The sequence below is a fragment of the Sphingopyxis sp. A083 genome (genome assembly GCF_001468495.1).
Classification (GTDB): domain Bacteria; phylum Pseudomonadota; class Alphaproteobacteria; order Sphingomonadales; family Sphingomonadaceae; genus Sphingopyxis; species Sphingopyxis terrae.
The window spans coordinates 579,850-594,765 of sequence record NZ_LNSK01000001.1 but is presented as its reverse complement, the minus strand read 5'-3'; the positions used below and the strand labels follow the sequence as shown (position 1 = coordinate 594,765).

General features: G+C 66.1%; 11 protein-coding genes. 6 read left to right on the top strand and 5 right to left on the bottom strand.

Features of this window, described 5'->3' with window-relative positions; all coding sequences use genetic code 11:
- The first annotated feature begins 373 nt into the window (after positions 1 to 373).
- Positions 374 to 2,518 (top strand): S9 family peptidase, encoded by a 2,145-nt coding sequence (locus ATE59_RS02840; protein ID WP_058811116.1) that lies wholly within the window; start codon positions 374 to 376, stop codon positions 2,516 to 2,518.
- A gap of 25 nt (positions 2,519 to 2,543) precedes the next feature.
- On the opposite strand, the gene ATE59_RS02835 is transcribed toward ATE59_RS02840, so the two are convergent.
- A complete protein-coding gene (locus ATE59_RS02835) occupies positions 2,544 to 3,317 on the bottom strand; it encodes an SDR family oxidoreductase (RefSeq protein ID WP_058811115.1) in 774 nt (257 codons plus the stop codon).
- A gap of 145 nt (positions 3,318 to 3,462) precedes the next feature.
- On the opposite strand from ATE59_RS02835, the gene ATE59_RS02830 reads away from it, so the two are divergent.
- From ATE59_RS02830 to ATE59_RS02815, 4 genes are all read left to right on the top strand, one after another.
- Complete coding sequence (locus ATE59_RS02830; RefSeq protein ID WP_156416696.1) at positions 3,463 to 4,332, top strand: helix-turn-helix transcriptional regulator; 870 nt, start codon at positions 3,463 to 3,465, stop codon at positions 4,330 to 4,332.
- Positions 4,333 to 4,429: 97 nt separating this feature from the next.
- Positions 4,430 to 6,079, top strand: a complete 1,650-nt coding sequence (locus ATE59_RS02825; protein WP_058811113.1) for a M28 family metallopeptidase — start codon at positions 4,430 to 4,432, stop codon at positions 6,077 to 6,079.
- 94 nt (positions 6,080 to 6,173) lie between these two features.
- The gene (locus ATE59_RS02820) at positions 6,174 to 6,752 is read left to right on the top strand and encodes a phosphoribosyltransferase (protein WP_003043171.1); all 579 of its coding nucleotides are present in this window, start codon (positions 6,174 to 6,176) and stop codon (positions 6,750 to 6,752) included.
- On the top strand, positions 6,745 to 7,773 hold the full coding sequence (locus ATE59_RS02815; protein WP_058811112.1) for an adenosine deaminase: 1,029 nt from the start codon (positions 6,745 to 6,747) through the stop codon (positions 7,771 to 7,773). The genes ATE59_RS02820 and ATE59_RS02815 overlap by 8 nt, the downstream gene beginning before the upstream one ends.
- A 96-nt stretch (positions 7,774 to 7,869) precedes the next feature.
- Here the strand turns inward: ATE59_RS02815 and ATE59_RS02810 are convergent, their stop codons facing one another.
- The 4 genes from ATE59_RS02810 to ATE59_RS02795 form a co-directional block, all read right to left on the bottom strand.
- Positions 7,870 to 9,978 carry a TonB-dependent receptor plug domain-containing protein gene (locus tag ATE59_RS02810; protein ID WP_058811111.1) on the bottom strand — a complete coding sequence of 703 codons (2,109 nt, stop codon included), beginning with the start codon at positions 9,976 to 9,978 and terminating at the stop codon, positions 7,870 to 7,872.
- A complete protein-coding gene (locus tag ATE59_RS02805; RefSeq protein ID WP_058811110.1) occupies positions 9,978 to 10,733 on the bottom strand; it encodes a hypothetical protein in 756 nt (251 codons plus the stop codon). Before ATE59_RS02805 ends, ATE59_RS02810 begins: the two co-directional genes overlap by 1 nt.
- 113 nt (positions 10,734 to 10,846) lie before the next feature.
- On the bottom strand, positions 10,847 to 12,547 hold the full coding sequence (locus ATE59_RS02800) for a M56 family metallopeptidase (RefSeq protein ID WP_058811109.1): 1,701 nt from the start codon (positions 12,545 to 12,547) through the stop codon (positions 10,847 to 10,849).
- A complete protein-coding gene (locus ATE59_RS02795; protein ID WP_003043189.1) occupies positions 12,544 to 12,921 on the bottom strand; it encodes a BlaI/MecI/CopY family transcriptional regulator in 378 nt (125 codons plus the stop codon). Before ATE59_RS02795 ends, ATE59_RS02800 begins: the two co-directional genes overlap by 4 nt.
- A gap of 139 nt (positions 12,922 to 13,060) precedes the next feature.
- Between ATE59_RS02795 and ATE59_RS02790 the strand changes: the two genes are divergently transcribed.
- On the top strand, positions 13,061 to 14,875 hold the full coding sequence (locus tag ATE59_RS02790; protein ID WP_058811108.1) for a DUF885 domain-containing protein: 1,815 nt from the start codon (positions 13,061 to 13,063) through the stop codon (positions 14,873 to 14,875).
- Positions 14,876 to 14,916: the final 41 nt, after the last annotated feature.

The window sequence follows — 14,916 nt, the reverse complement described above, 5'->3', positions numbered from 1 at the left end:
ACGCCCCTCCCGCATCGGAAGGGCGCCGGCCCGAATCGCAATTCTTCATGATGTGACGCTTGTGCCATAAGAGCGTGACGATGTCAATACAAAATAACCTATATGGTTATTTTGTCGCCCACACCAGAAAACGGCGCCAAGGTCGCACGCTGCCCCCCCCTCCCGCAGGCGGGAGGGGCAGCGAGACTTGCGAACACGTTCGCTAGTCGCAGCGGGGTGGGCTGGTCGCACCGTCGCACCCCGCCCCCAGCCCCTCCCGCAGCGGGAGGGGAGAAGAAAATCACAACCCCCCATCCCATCCCCACCCGCTCGATTGACGCCCCGCGCCAGATGGTTACACCCTCAACCATCCACCGGAAAAAGGGGCCCCCATATGATGCGCAAACTCGCCTTGCTCGGCGCGAGCCTTCTCACCCTCTCAGCGCAGCCGCTTTACGCGCAGCAAAGCACCGCCCCCGAGCCCGCAAGCGCCCCCGCCGCAACAACCGCCGCGCAGGATGACGCGACCGGCAGCGCGCAGACCGGGCCGCAGCGCCGCTTCACCGGCGAGGATCTTTTCGGCCTCGCCGCCGCATCGGACCCGCAGATCAGCCCCGATGGGCGCCACATCGCCTATGTCCGCCGCGCGAACGACATCATGTCCGACCGCACGGTCAGCACGATCTGGCTGATCGACACGCAGACCGGCGCCGAAGTCCCCGTTGCGGGACGCAGCGGCGATGCCTTTTCGCCGCGCTGGTCGCCCGACGGCAAGCGGCTCGCCTATGCCTCAACCGAGGGCGGCAGCGTCCAGCTCTGGGTGCGCTGGATGGACGGGGGCGAGGCGGTGAAGCTCACCGGCCTGCCGACCAGCCCGTCGAGCATCGCCTGGTCGCCCGACGGCCGCTCGATCGCCTATACGATGCTCGTCAAGGACGATGCGCCGCGGTTCGGCAAGGCCCCCGCGAACAAGCCCGAAGGCGCCAAATGGGCCGAGCCGCTGGAGGTCCACGACCTGCTCACCTACCGCGCCGACGGCCAAGGCTATATCGAGCCGGGGTTCGAAAAGATCTTCCTCGTCTCGGCGACCGGTGGTGCGCCGCGCCAGCTCACCTTCGGCCCCTATCATGACGGCGGTCCGCTCAGCTGGTCGCGCGACGGCGCGATGCTCTATTTCAGCGCCGATCGCCGCCCCGACTGGGAAAGCGATCCGCTCGAAAGCAACATCTATGCGCTCGACGTCGCGAGCGGCTCGATCACCCAGCTAACGACGCGCAAGGGGCCCGATGCCAATCCGCTGGTGTCGCCCGACGGCCGGATGATCGCCTATCTGGGGTTCGACGACCGGCTGCGCGCTTATGAAAACACCGGCCTCTACGTGATGAACCGCGACGGATCGAACAGCCGCCGCATCGCTCCCGACTGGGATTTCAGCGTCGACGGCCTCGCGTGGGACGCCGACGGGCGCGGCCTTTATGCCCAATATGACGAGCATGGCGAAACCAAGGTTGCGCGCATCGGCCTCGACGGGTCGGTCCGCACCGTCGCCAGCGGGCTGACGAGCAGCGGGCTCGACCGGCCCTATTCGGGGGGCAGCTTTTCGGTCGCCGACAATGACGCGATCGCCTTCACCGGCGGCGGCCCGGCGCGGCCGGCCGAGGTCGAACTCGCGGCCGCCGGCAAGACGCGCATCCTGACCGACCTCAACCGCACGCTGCGCGAGGTGAAGGCACTGGGCGAGGTGCGCAAGATCACCGCCGCGTCGAGCGTCGACGGCCTGTCGATCGACGGCTGGCTCACCCTGCCGCCCGGCTATCGCGAGGGGCAGCGCGTGCCGCTGATCCTCGAAATCCACGGCGGGCCGTTCGCCGCTTATGGACCGCATTTTTCGACCGATAACCAGCTTTATGCCGCCGCGGGCTATGCCGTCCTCTCGTCCAACCCGCGCGGGTCGACCAGCTATGGCGCGTCCTTCGCCAATGCGATCGACAAAAATTATCCCGGCAACGATTATTTCGACCTGATGAGCATCGTCGACCGCGCGATCGACCTCGGCATCGCCGATCCCGACGCGCTCTTCGTCACCGGCGGGTCGGGCGGCGGCGTGCTGACGAGCTGGATTGTCGGCAAGACCGACCGCTTCAAGGCCGCGGTCGCCCAAAAGCCCGTCATCAACTGGACGACGCAGGCGCTCACCGCCGACGGTCCCGCCTTCTTCGGCCGCTACTGGATCGGCGCGATGCCGTGGGAGGATCAAACACCGTTCTGGAGCCATTCGCCGCTGTCGCTGGTCGGCAATGTGAAGACCCCGACCATGGTTGTCGTCGGCAGCGAGGATTACCGCACCCCGGTCAGCGAGTCGGAACAATATTACACCGCGCTGCGCCTGCGCGGCGTCCCGACGGTGCTGGTCAAGGTGCCGGGCGCCAGCCACGGCGGCATCGCCGCGCGCCCTTCGCAGGCCGCGGCAAAGGCATCGGCGATCCTCGCCTGGTTCGAAAAATACAAGAAGGGATGGACGCCAGCCGCCAAGGATTGAAGCCCGGCCGGCGCCCGCGCGCGCCTTATTTGGTCGTGTAGCCGCCATTCACCAGGATCGTCTGCCCGGTCATCCACCACCCGTCGGACACCAGCATGCGGATCCACGGAACGATGTCGGCGATGTCGGTCAGGCCCGTCTTGGTAAAGGCCGACAGCGCCGCCGCGGACTTGTGATACGCCTGCGCATCGGCGGCTTCGGCGGGATAGAAGAAGGGCGTGTCCATCGGCCCCGGACCGATGGCGGTCACCGAAATGCCGCGCGCCCCGAACTCCTTCGATGCCGCGCGGGTGAAATGCTCGACCGGCGCCTTCGTCCCGGCATAGGCGGCATAGAAGGGCGTGTAGGCCCCGAGCAGCGAGGTGACGAGCGTGCAGATCTTGCCATTGTCGTTGAGGTGCTTGCCCGCTTCCTTCAGAAAGAAAAAGGCGGTCTTGCTGTTGACCGCGGTCATCGCGTCATATTCGTCCTCGCTGATCTCGACGAACGGCTTCTTCAGCACCTTGCCGACCGTGTTGATCGCGATGTCGGGCCGGCCGATCGCCGCGATGGTATCGGCGAACAGCTTTTCCATGGCGCCCGCGGGGGTCAGGTCGGCCTGAAAGGCCACCGCTTCGGCACCGGCGGCGCGGATCGCCGCGACCGTCGCCTCGGTTTCGGCGGCCGCACCCGCGCTGTTATAGTGAACCGCAATCGCCTTGGCGCCCTGCTCGGCCAGATCGCGCGCGACCAGCGCGCCCAGATTCTTGCCGCCGCCGGCGATCAGCACGGTCTTTCCCTTGATGCTGTGGTCGACCATAATCTTGTCCTTTCAGTCTGTTGGGCGGAGCTCCGCCCCGGAGGCGAGACAATCAGCTAGGCATGTTCGACCTTGCCCGCTTCCCGAATCCGGCGCAGTTTTCAAATCGGGCACATCGAGTCGTGGGGACTCGCAAGGAGCTTGATTGACCAACCCGCACCCCGGTCCATGGGACGGCAGCCGGCCGCTTTCACCGCGGCATGTCGTGCGGCGTGCGCACGCGATGCTTGGCCGGATGGACGTCGTCGCTGCCACCGAGCAACTGGCTCTGCCGACCGATTGGACCATCGAACAGGATCGTCACACGATCATCGTCCACCTCGACGGCCGGCTCGACCGCATGGAATGCGTCTTTTCGAACGGACCGTCGGGGCGCGCTTTGCCCGCTCCCGGTGACATCTGGATGGTGCCGGCCGCCTCGCGCTACGCCGCCCTCGCGCAGGGCGGATTCGCACGGTTCGTCGAAATCGGCCTGCCCCCGCCGCTCCTTGCCGGCGGCGAATTTCCCGCCCGCGTCCGGCACCGCGATCCCTTTCTTGCTGCCGCCGCCGCGCGGCTTGCCGAATTGATCGCCGACCCGGCCGACGATGTCGGCGCCATGGCCGCGCACGCGATCGCGAACGGAATCGAACTGCATCTCCGCCACCAATATGGGCGCCCGGCGGCCCCGCCCCCGCGCCGGCCCGCATTCGATACGCAAGACCGCCGCCTTCTGGTCGATGCCATCTATGCGACGCTCGACGATCCGCACGATCTGGCAAGCCTCGCGGCGCTCGTCGGGATGGACGTGCGGCGCTTCACCGCCGCCTTCCGCACCGCCTTCGGCTGCTCGCCCTGGCAGTATATCCTCGATGCCCGCCTCGCAGAGGGCGCGCGGCTATTGCGCGAAGGCGACCGGACGATCACCGACATCGCACTATCGACCGGCTTTGCCACACCAAGTCATTTCACGACGCGCTTCACGCGCCATTTCGGCGTTCCGCCTTCGCGCTATCGCAAGCTGGCGAGCGGATAGGCGGGCGCCTCTCGCCCTCCCTGCTCCACGGCGGTTCCAATTGCCGCGCATCCTGCTAGGGTCGGCGCTTCCCCAACCAACGGAGCCCGCTCCCCTGATGTTTCTGCGCCCTCTCGCCGCCCTGCTCGCTGCCGCCCTTGCCGTCCCCGCACTTGCGCAGGATATCAGCACCGCCAATCTGACCGAGACGGTCCGCACCCTCGCCTCGGACCAGTTTCAGGGTCGCGCCCCCGGAACGGTCGGCGAAGAGCGTACCGTCGGCTATCTGATCGGCCGGCTTCAGGCGCTCGGGCTCGAACCCGCCGGCCCGAACGGCGAATGGACGCAGCCCGTGCCGCTGCTCCATACGCGCCTCGGCACCCCGACCGCACTCGCCTTCGACCGGCAGGGCAGCGCCACCCCCCTCACCCTCGGCACCGATATCTATGTGTCGAGCCAGCAGGACAAGGATGTGGCGGCGATCGCCGACGCGCCGATGGTCTTCGTCGGCTATGGCGTCCACGCGCCCGAACGCGGCTGGGACGACTTCAAGGGCGTCGATCTCAAGGGCAAGGTCGCGGTCTTTCTGGTCAACGATCCGGATTTCGTCGCGACGAAGGGCGAAGACAGCTTCGGCAAATTCGGCGGCCGCACGATGACCTACTATGGCCGCTGGACCTACAAGTTCGAAGAAGCGGCCCGCCGCGGCGCCATCGCGGCGCTGATCGTCCACGACACCGACGGCGCAGGCTATGGCTGGAACGTCGTGAAAAGCCCCGGCGGCGAAAACTACAGCCTCGTCGTACCACCCGAAAAGGCGACCAGCCTTGCGCTTCAGGGCTGGATTTCGAGCGAAGCCTCGACCCGGCTGTTTGCATCCGCCGGTCGGGATCTCGCAAAGCTGCGCATTGCCGCCCGGCGCAAGGATTTTCGTCCCGTCGACCTCGGCACCGGCTTTCGGGCATCGATTCCGGTCACGCATGAAGTCGTGCGCAGTCAGAATGTTCTCGCCAAAATCTCGGGCACCGACCGTGCCGACGAGGTCGTGATGTATGGCGCGCATTGGGATGCCTATGGCGAGGGCAAACCCGACGAAAAGGGCCGCATCTACCGCGCCGGTGCGAACGACGACGCGCTCGGCGTTGCAGCGCTGATCGAAATCGCGCGCGGTTTCAAGGCCGCACCGCCCACCGATCGCACGCTGCTTTTCGCCTTCTGGACCGCCGAAGAGCGCGGCCTTCTCGGGTCGGAGGCCTATGCGCAGGCGCCCGTCTATCCGGTTGAAAAGACGGTGGCGAACCTTGGCATCGACATTCTTCAGACGGCAGGCAAGTCAAAGGACGTCATTCTCGTCGGCAAGGGCCAGGGCACGCTCGAGGATGATCTTGCCCGCGTCGCCGCGATGCAGGGCCGCACCGTGTCGCCCGAAAGCCTCCCCGAACGCGGCCTCTTCTTCCGCGCCGACCATTTCAGCATGGCCAAGCGCGGCGTCCCCGTGCTGCTGCTCATGGGCATCGCCGGCGTGTCCGACCTTGTCGACGGCGGCAAGGAAGCAGGGCAAAAATGGGTCGATGACTATACCGGCCGCTGTTACCATCAGGCTTGCGACGCGTGGGACGAAAGCTGGAATCTGGCGGGCGCCGCCCAGGATATCGCGCTCTTCTACACGATCGGCGACGAACTCGCGCGCTCGGGCAAATGGCCCGGCTGGAAGAGCGGCAGCGAGTTCAAGGCGCTGCGCGACCAGACCGCCGCCACCCGCAAATAGCATCTTGGCTGCGGGGCGGCCCGGGCGGCCGGGGGGAGAGGACGCCCCGTCGCCGCGCCTTGCCCGGCGCTTCGCCTGCGTATAACTCCGGCCCATGACCACCGACAAGATCTACATCAGCGCCAACGACCTTCTTGCCGACTCGTTGCGGCTCGGCATGCAGGTGATCGACAGCGGTTTTGCGCCGACACATCTCGTCGGCATCTGGCGCGGCGGGGCCCCCGTCGGCATCGCGGTCCAGGAATTGCTGGAATATCACGGCGTCCACAGCGACCATATCGCGATCCGCACCTCCTCCTATCACGGCATCGACCGCCAGGACACGCAGGTGAAGGTTTTCGCGCTCGGCTATCTGATCGATACGCTCGATCCCGACGACCGGCTGCTCATCATCGATGATGTTTTCGACAGCGGCCGCAGCATCCGGGCCTTTCTTGCCGAACTCAGGGCGCGATGCCGCCACAACATGCCGCGCGATATCCGGATCGCGACCGTCTATTACAAACCGCGCCGCAACGTCACCGATCTCAAGCCCGACTTCTTCGTCCATGAAACCGACCAATGGCTAATCTTCCCGCACGAAATCGACGGGCTGACGGTCGACGAAATACGCCGCCACAAGCCCGAGGCGGCGATCATCCTGCGCGAAGGAACGGAGACGCCGCATGGCTGACGCTTTTGCTACCCCGGCGGACCGGGCGGCCTTTATCGCTGCGCTCCCGAAGGCGGAGTTGCACCTTCATATCGAAGGGTCGCTCGAACCCGAACTGATGTTCGAACTCGCGCGGCGCAACGGCATCGCCATCCCCTTCGCGACCGTCGATGATGTCCGCGCGGCCTATGCCTTTTCGAACCTGCAGGATTTTCTCGACATCTATTATCAGGGGATGGGCGTTCTGCAGACCGAACAGGATTTCTACGACCTGACGGCCGCCTATCTCGCGCGCGCGCATGCCGATGGCGTTCGCCACAGCGAAATCTTCTTCGATCCGCAGGGCCACACGGCGCGCGGCATCCCCTTCGCGACCGTCGTCGGCGGTATCACCCGCGCGCTCGACGATGCGCAGGCCCGGTATGACATGAGCTCGCGGCTCATCATGTGCTTTCTGCGCCATCTCAGCGAGGAGGAGGCAGAGGCGACGCTCGACGAAGCGCGCCCTTGGCTCGACCGGATCGACGGTGTCGGCCTCGATTCGTCCGAAGTCGGCCACCCGCCCGCCAAGTTCCAGCGAGTCTTCGCCCGCGCCCGCAACCTCGGCCTGCGCCTCGTCGCCCATGCCGGTGAGGAGGGGCCGCCGGCATATGTGCACGAAGCGCTCGATCTTCTGGGCGTCGATCGCATCGATCACGGCAATCGCAGCCTCGAGGACGAAGCCCTCGTCGCGCGGCTCGCCGATGACGCGATGTGCCTGACCGTGTGCCCGCTTTCCAATCTCAAGCTTTGCGTCGTAGACGACATGACCGCGCATCCGCTCAAGACGATGCTGGACGCCGGGCTTCTTGCCACCGTGAACAGCGACGACCCCAGCTATTTCGGCGGCTATGTGAACGCCAATTACACCGCCGTCGCCGATGCGCTCGACCTGTCGCGGGACGAGCTTGTCACGCTCGCCCGCAACAGTTTTCTCGGCGCCTTCCTCGATGACGACGCCAAGGCGCGTCATCTCGCCGCGATCGACGCCTACGCGGCGTAGAGCATTTTCCAGTCAGGTGGAATCACCTGACGATTCAGAAAATGCGGAAAAACAAGAATCTAGAGCGGGCGATCCGATGCAATCGGATCGCCCGCTCTAGAATTTCCCGCGAACCGAGAAAGCGAAGATCGGCCCGATCAACCGGTCGCGCTTTTCGACGAAGGCAATCGGGCTTTCGCCGCGCAATCCCGTCCACACCGTACGGTCGCGCTTCGACCTTGCATTGAGGATGTTCGCCACCGTCGCACGGACCGTCAGGCCGAACACATCCTTGTTTTCGACAAAGATGTTGGCGAACACAGGCCCCTCCCACGCGGTGTCGATCTGGTTGCGGCGATAGACCGGCTGGTAATGCGAATGGTTGGCGCTCGTGCCCCAGGCCCAGTCGCTGCCGGGAATATCGTGGCGCAGGCTCAGCTCGACGACCCGGTCGGTAAAGCCGTTCCACTGGCGCGTCTCGCCGGTGAAGGGATCGCGCAGCGAACTTTTCTGAAGCAGCAGCCGCGCTTCGATCTTCATGCCCTTGATGCCGGCCGGATCGAGATTGATCGTCGAGGTCCAGTCGATCGCGCCGGCGCGCGCCTTGGCAATGTTACCGACGCCTTCGCCATCGCCGATCGGGATCACATCGACCCGGTCTTCGACGTCGCGGTACACGAAGAACAGCTTCGTCGATCCCCACGCCCCGAACCGCTTGTTGACCTCCAGTTCATAGCTCCAATCCTGCTGCGGCCGCAGATCGGTGTTGCTTCCATTCTGGTTGTCGTCGTTCAGAAAGGCGCGCGCAAGGAAGTCGTAGAAGCTCAACTGCAGCACACGGCGGCGAATCTTGAGCGACATATCAAAATCGGGCGCCGGCGCCCACGCGATCGACAGCGATCCCTTCGGACGGAAAAAACTGCGCGTCAGTCCGTTCGCGCCGCTTTGCGTGATCGTCGACCGTTCGGCGCCGGCCACGATCTGCACGTTCAGCTTGTCGGTGATCTTGCGGCCAAAGCTCAACAGGCTTTCGTAGCGATCCTCCTTCACGCCGCCGGTGCCGCCCGGGAACGGAAGCTCGACGAAAGCCCCCGTCGGATCGAGCGTATAAAGCGCCGCGACATTGTCGAGCGTGTTGAAGGCCGCCTCCCCCGACAACTCCCAATCGCCGCCCAGCATCTTCCACTGATATTCGCCGCGCGCGATCGTCTCGCCGATATCGCCCGTCTGGGTAAAGCGATCGCCCACCGCGGGCGATCCGTCCGAAAAGCTGGTGATCACTTCCTGCGAATAGGGTTCATGGCTGAAGCGCCGCAGCCCGATCAGCTTCAGCTTTCCGGGGCCGACCCCGAACTGGTAATCGCCGTTGACTTCGTAGTTCCAGCTGTTCGGATTTTCGCGAACGGTGCGATATTCGTCGGGGGCGCCGTCGCGCGTCCGACGCCCGAATTCGACATAGGGATTGTAGATGCGCTGATAATGGGCGCCCAGATGGCCCACCGTATCGGCGGGGCCGTCCCAGGTCAGCCGCCCTGAAAGCTTCGGCGTGTCATAGGGACTGCGCCAGACATCGTGGCGGCGCTCGATGATGTTGCCGTCGCCGTCGGTGATGATCGTCGGCCCACCCGCGGAACTGCGCGCCGAATCATTGTTATAGAGACCCAGTTCATATTCGATCGTTCCCTTGCGGCCACGGACCGAAATGTCGCCGCGCGTGTAGAGCGGATGCGCATAATGAGCGCGAAACTCGGGCTTCCACGCAAATTGGCCCGAAAAATCGTCGGCGCGATAAACGATATTCGCCACCTGCCCCGACAAGCCGGGAATATCGAGCGAGGCGCCATCGACGATTTCGATGCGCTCGACATTTCCGGCGGGAATGCGCGACAGCAATGTCACCATATCGTCCGACTTCGTCGACGGACGCTCGCCGTTGAACAGGACATTGCCCGTCGCCTGCCCCAGCCCGCGGAGCTGTTCATTGTCGCGGATCGAAAAGCCCGGAACCTGATTGAGCATGTCATAGGCGTTCTTGGGCGCGTAGCGGACGAAGTCGGCGGGGGTGAAGACCTGCCGCGCGCTGCCGCCACTCGCCGGAGCGGCGGCCGGAGCCGGGACCGGCGGCGGGGCTGCACTGTCGACCGCCGCATCCTGCGCGCACGCCGTCGTCGCCGACATCGATGCGGCAAGGGCGGCCGCCAGCGCCATTGCGCTCGTCATCCGCATCACTGCGTGCCTCCGGCTGCCGCATTCATCGAGCGCGCATAGTCGGGGGTAATCCCCAACGCCTTCATGCTGATCACCTGGTCGGAGCTCAGCTTTGCGTAACCGGCCTCTGCCAGCCCGCGCACATAGTCGCGGTCGACGCCCAGCGCCTTGCACGCGATCGCATCGTTGATCGAGGTGAGCCGAAGCGCGCCCGATTGGAGGTCGCGGACATAGGCGGGCGTCACCTTCAACGCGGCCGCCGCGACAAGTTCGCCGGTGTGCGGACGAAGCCCCGCCTCGATCAGGCCGTCGGCCAGTTCGACCGTCGCATCGACCATCAACATGGCGAGTTGTTCCTTGCGCGTCGGCGCGCCGACACCGCGGCTCTCCAGCGCGGTCGCGAAGCCGGCATCGGGCGCAAAGCGGCATTGTCCCTCGCCCTCATAGGCTGCGTGCAGACTGCCCGTGCAATCGAGGCGGCCCGCCGTGTGCACCACGCTGAAGCTGACCGGGCCGCGCCCGCCGCCCAGCGTGTCCCGCGCCGCTGAAAATTCCGCGCGGGCACCGTCGAGAGCGATGCTGCTGGTCGATTGCTTGGCACGAAGCTGCAGGCGCGGATCGCCGTCGCCGTCGTCGGGTTGCGAAACATCCCAGCGGATCGCGCTGGCTTCCTGGGCCGAGGCCGCGGTCGGCTGCGCAGGGGCGGCGCAGGCGATCAGGGTCAACAGCACGCTGCCGGCTGCGACAAATAATGTCTTCGATTGTGGTTTCATTGGGGGCACTCCTCCTCCGTGCGCCGGGCGAGCGTCATCGCTCGCCGCCGCAGCGGCGTTTCAAAATCGGGCTTCGATGAGCGGCGGCTTGGCTTCGGCCAGTGGCCGAAGGGTCAGTCCTGCGGCGCCGCGGGATTTTCGGGCGGCGCTGGCGGGCGCGGCGGACTTATCCGCGTGACCTTGCCGTCGGCGCTGCGCGCCTCGAGCGTTCCGTCCGGTCCGATGCGCGCGGTCGCGCCCGAACTGGACCGGACTTCGCTATAGGCCCCGCCCCAATTGCCCAGCGCGCGCGCCTCGATCGCATCGTCGGGGTCGCGCATCGCGCGGCCCGCGGCACGCATCTGGCGGACATAGTCGCCGGTGACGCCCATGGCGCGCATCGCCGTCAGATCGTCGAGATTCACATCGGGGAAATAGCGGCGCATGTCGCGGGCATAGGCCGGGTCGATGCCCACCGCTTTCGCGCCAACCAGATCGCCGACATCGGCGTTCGGAAAGACACGGCGCATCGCGTTGATATAGGCCGGGTCGACGCCGGTCGCCTTGGCCGCGATAATGTCGTCGGCATCGGCATGGCCGCTTTCGCGCATCTTGCGGACATCGTCGGGCGTCACGCCGACCGCGCGCATGCCGACAAGATCGTCGGGCGACAGCGGCTTGCCGGCAGCAGCAGAGGCCGGCTTGTCGGTCCGCTCGGCCGCCGAACCCACGGCCGCGGCGGACTGCAATGCCGCGGCCGGGGCGGTTGCGACGGGGGTGTGGACAGGCCCCGACGCGGACGGTGTGGCGGTCGCGGAAAAGGCGGCGAGCGGCGCCGATACGCCGGCGAGCAGCACCAGGCTCATCAGAACCCAGCTCGCACTGGCGGGTCCGCGCTTCAGGCTGCCGTCGAGCACGCGGGTGATCCGGCGTTTCAGGCTGTTCTGCGCCGGCGCGACGCCGTGGGCGGCAAGCAGCGCGCCCTGATTGTCGTGACGCGCCGCACCGACGAGCAGCGAGGCATAGTCGGGACCGTCGATGTCGGCGAGCAGCACGGCATCATCGGCCGCTTCCTCGCGCAATTGATGGCTTTCGCGCGCCAGCATCCAGACGAGCGGATTGAACCAGAACAGCGCGCAGGCAAGGCGCGCCGCGAGCAGCTTCGCCCAGTCGAGCCGCGCGACATGCGCCAGTTCGTGCGCTATGATCGCCTCGGCCTCGGCCACGGCATCGACGGCGGCCGGGTTGAGCACGATCGTCGGGCGGACCACGCCCCAACTGATCGGCGAGCGCAGTTCGTTGCTGACCAACAGCGCGGTCCCGTGCTTGAAGCCCATCCGCCGTTGCGCTTCGGCGAGCGCCGACAGCCACGAAGGCTGAACCAGCACGTCGGCCCGTCCGCGCATCGCGAACAGCCGCACCACGGCAACCGTCATCAAAAGGGCAAGCAGGAACAGGGGAAAGCTGTAAACCCATATGGCGAGGTCGGCCATCGCGGGCAGCGTCCAACCGGCATCGGCTTTGCTACCCGCAGCCATGGCCGACGCCGCAGCGCCGGGCTGAGCCGCCGCCGCGGGAGGCGCCTCGACAACCGCCGGCGGCGCCGACATTGCAGGCGCAGATGCTTCGACCCAGTCGGCGGGCAGCGGGGCCCATTCAGGAAGCGCCAGGGTCGCCGCGGGCAGCAGCAGCAGCGCCGCCAGCCCGGCGTGCGCGATAAGCGAACGCTCGCCTGCCGAACGCGACCGCGCGAGGCGCAGCAACACCAGCGTCAGCCCGGCGATGATCGCCGATTTCCAGGCAAGACCCAGCAGGGTCGCGGCGGTGATCATCATTTCGTCCTCCCTTCGCGCGCTTCGGCGATCAGCTTTTCCAGCTCATCGAGATCGCCCGCACTCATCTTGTCCTGCATGCCGAGCAGCGCCGCGGCGGCGCTGGTCGCCGATCCGTTGAAAAAGACGCGCACCACCTGGGTCAGCGCCGATTTGCTCGCCGTCTTCTCTTCGACGCTCGGCGCATAGAGAAAGCCGCGATCCGATGCCTCGCGAACGACGAAGCCCTTGGCCTCGAGCCGCTTGAGCATCGCGCGGATCGCCGATCCGGACAGTTCGGCGGGCAAAGCCTCGCCGATTTCGGTCACGGTCGACGCACCACGTTCGTAAAGAATATCGACAATTTCGCGTTCCCGCGGGGGCAAGCTCGACAACATGCGAATCACCTTTTGCGCTACATTTGTAGCGTGCTACATTTGTAGCGCATGCTTGGCAAGGGGTTTTATTCGACCAATACACATGCTTGCGGCAAAGCCCCCGAAACCATAGGGTCCGCGGCATGACAGGAGGACAAATATGATCGATTTCGCACTGGATCGCCGGACGCTGCTGGCGGGCATGGGCATGGCGTCGGCGGGGCTTGCGATGCCGGCATGGGGTGCGGACAGCGCCGACGCGCGTCTCGATGCACTGCTCACCCGCCAGTTCGATCAGGCGCTGATCGACGACCCGACCCGCGCCGCGAGCCTGGGCCTCGATATCGGTGCGCGCGCCGGGCTGCGAGCGCGATTTCCCGACTGGTCGGCCGCCGCGCGGACCGCACGCGACCGCCGGATCGACACCGACCTTGCCGCACTGCACGCTATCGATCGCGGTGCGCTCGGCGATAATGCGCGGGTGGCCTATGACAGCGCCGAATTCGATCTTGTGGCCCGCGAGCGACTGGCCCGCTTCCCCTATCACACCGGCGGCTTTGCGCACCGCGCCGGTCCCTATGCAGTCACGCAGCTCGGCGGCTTCTATACCGGCGTCAGCACCTTTCTCGACAGCCAGCATCCGGTGAAGACCAAGGCCGACGCCGATGCCTATATCGCGCGAATGGCGGCAACGCCGGCGCTGCTCGACGATGATAGCGCGATCGTGCGCGCCAATGCCGCGATGGGCGTCGTCGCGCCGCGTTTCATCATCGAACAGGCCCTGCAGCAACTCGGCCGTTTGCGTGACGGCGATGCGGCATCGAAGACGATCGTCGCCTCGCTCGCCCGCCGCGCCAAAGCCACCGGCCTCACCGGCTATGATGCACGTGCGCAGGCAATATTCGAAGGGCCGATCCGCGCCGCGCTGACGCGTCAGATCGAGGTGCTGACGGCGCTGCTCCCCAAAGCCGGTGACGAAGCGGGCGTGTCGCGCCTTCCGGACGGTCCCGCCTATTATGCGGCGACACTGGCGCAGCACACGACCACCGACATGACCGCCGAGCAGATCCATCAGTTGGGGCTCGACCAGCTTGCCGATCTGCACGCGCGCATGGACCAGCTGCTGACGGCGCAGGGGTTTAAAGAGGGCAGCTTGCGCCAGCGGCTCGACGCGCTGACCGCGACCGAGGGCCAGTTGTTCGCCAATGACGATACGGGGCGCGCGGCGCTGCTCGCCTATCTCAACGATCGGCTCACCACCATTCGCGCGCGCCTGCCGCAAGTGTTCAGCCGGATGCCGCGCGCGCCCTATGAAATCCGCCGCGTCCCGCCCGAGATCGAGATCGGCGCCCCCGGCGGTTCGGCGCAGGCTGGCACTCCCGACGGGTCGCGCCCGGGCATTTTCTTCATCAACCTGCGCGATACGCACGAATGGCCACGCTACACGCTGCCGACGCTCGCCTTCCACGAGGGAGCACCGGGGCATCTGTTCGAAAATGCCCTGAAGTTCGAAGACGCGGCCTTGCCGCTTTACCGCCAATCCTCTTACGTCACGGCCTATGGCGAAGGCTGGGGGCTGTATGCCGAGCAGGTTGCGGCCGAGCTCGGGATGTACGACGACGATCCGCTCGGCGAGATCGGCTATCTGGCGTCCTATGCGTTTCGCGCGTCGCGTCTCGTCGTCGATACCGGGCTGCACGCCAAGGGCTGGAATCGCCAGCAGGCGATCGACTTCATGGTCGAAAACTCGTCCGAAACGCCAAGTTCGGCGCGAACCGAGATCGACCGCTATATCGTCTATCCGGGGCAAGCCTGTTCGTACAAGGTCGGTCAGACCGCGATCAGCCGGCTGCGTGACGAGGTTTCGTCGCACCGGGATTACGATATCAAGCGCTTCCACGACGTCGTGCTCGGGGCCGGACGCATCCCGCTTGCGGTGCTCGAACGCCGCGTACGCGACGCCTTTCCGGCCTGAGTTATTTCCCTCGGCCGTCCGGGCCGCTATCTGCAGCGGGC

Bases quoted from the DNA above. Each gene is read 5' to 3' on its own strand.
- ATE59_RS02840 (WP_058811116.1), top strand. From the start codon at position 374: ATGATGCGCAAACTCGCCTTGCTCGGCGCGAGCCTTCTCACCCTCTCA.
- ATE59_RS02835 (WP_058811115.1), bottom strand. From the start codon at position 3,317: ATGGTCGACCACAGCATCAAGGGAAAGACCGTGCTGATCGCCGGCGGC.
- ATE59_RS02825 (WP_058811113.1), top strand. From the start codon at position 4,430: ATGTTTCTGCGCCCTCTCGCCGCCCTGCTCGCTGCCGCCCTTGCCGTC.
- ATE59_RS02820 (WP_003043171.1), top strand. From the start codon at position 6,174: ATGACCACCGACAAGATCTACATCAGCGCCAACGACCTTCTTGCCGAC.
- ATE59_RS02815 (WP_058811112.1), top strand. From the start codon at position 6,745: ATGGCTGACGCTTTTGCTACCCCGGCGGACCGGGCGGCCTTTATCGCT.
- ATE59_RS02810 (WP_058811111.1), bottom strand. From the start codon at position 9,978: ATGCGGATGACGAGCGCAATGGCGCTGGCGGCCGCCCTTGCCGCATCG.
- ATE59_RS02805 (WP_058811110.1), bottom strand. From the start codon at position 10,733: ATGAAACCACAATCGAAGACATTATTTGTCGCAGCCGGCAGCGTGCTG.
- ATE59_RS02800 (WP_058811109.1), bottom strand. From the start codon at position 12,547: ATGATGATCACCGCCGCGACCCTGCTGGGTCTTGCCTGGAAATCGGCG.
- ATE59_RS02795 (WP_003043189.1), bottom strand. From the start codon at position 12,921: ATGTTGTCGAGCTTGCCCCCGCGGGAACGCGAAATTGTCGATATTCTT.
- ATE59_RS02790 (WP_058811108.1), top strand. From the start codon at position 13,061: ATGATCGATTTCGCACTGGATCGCCGGACGCTGCTGGCGGGCATGGGC.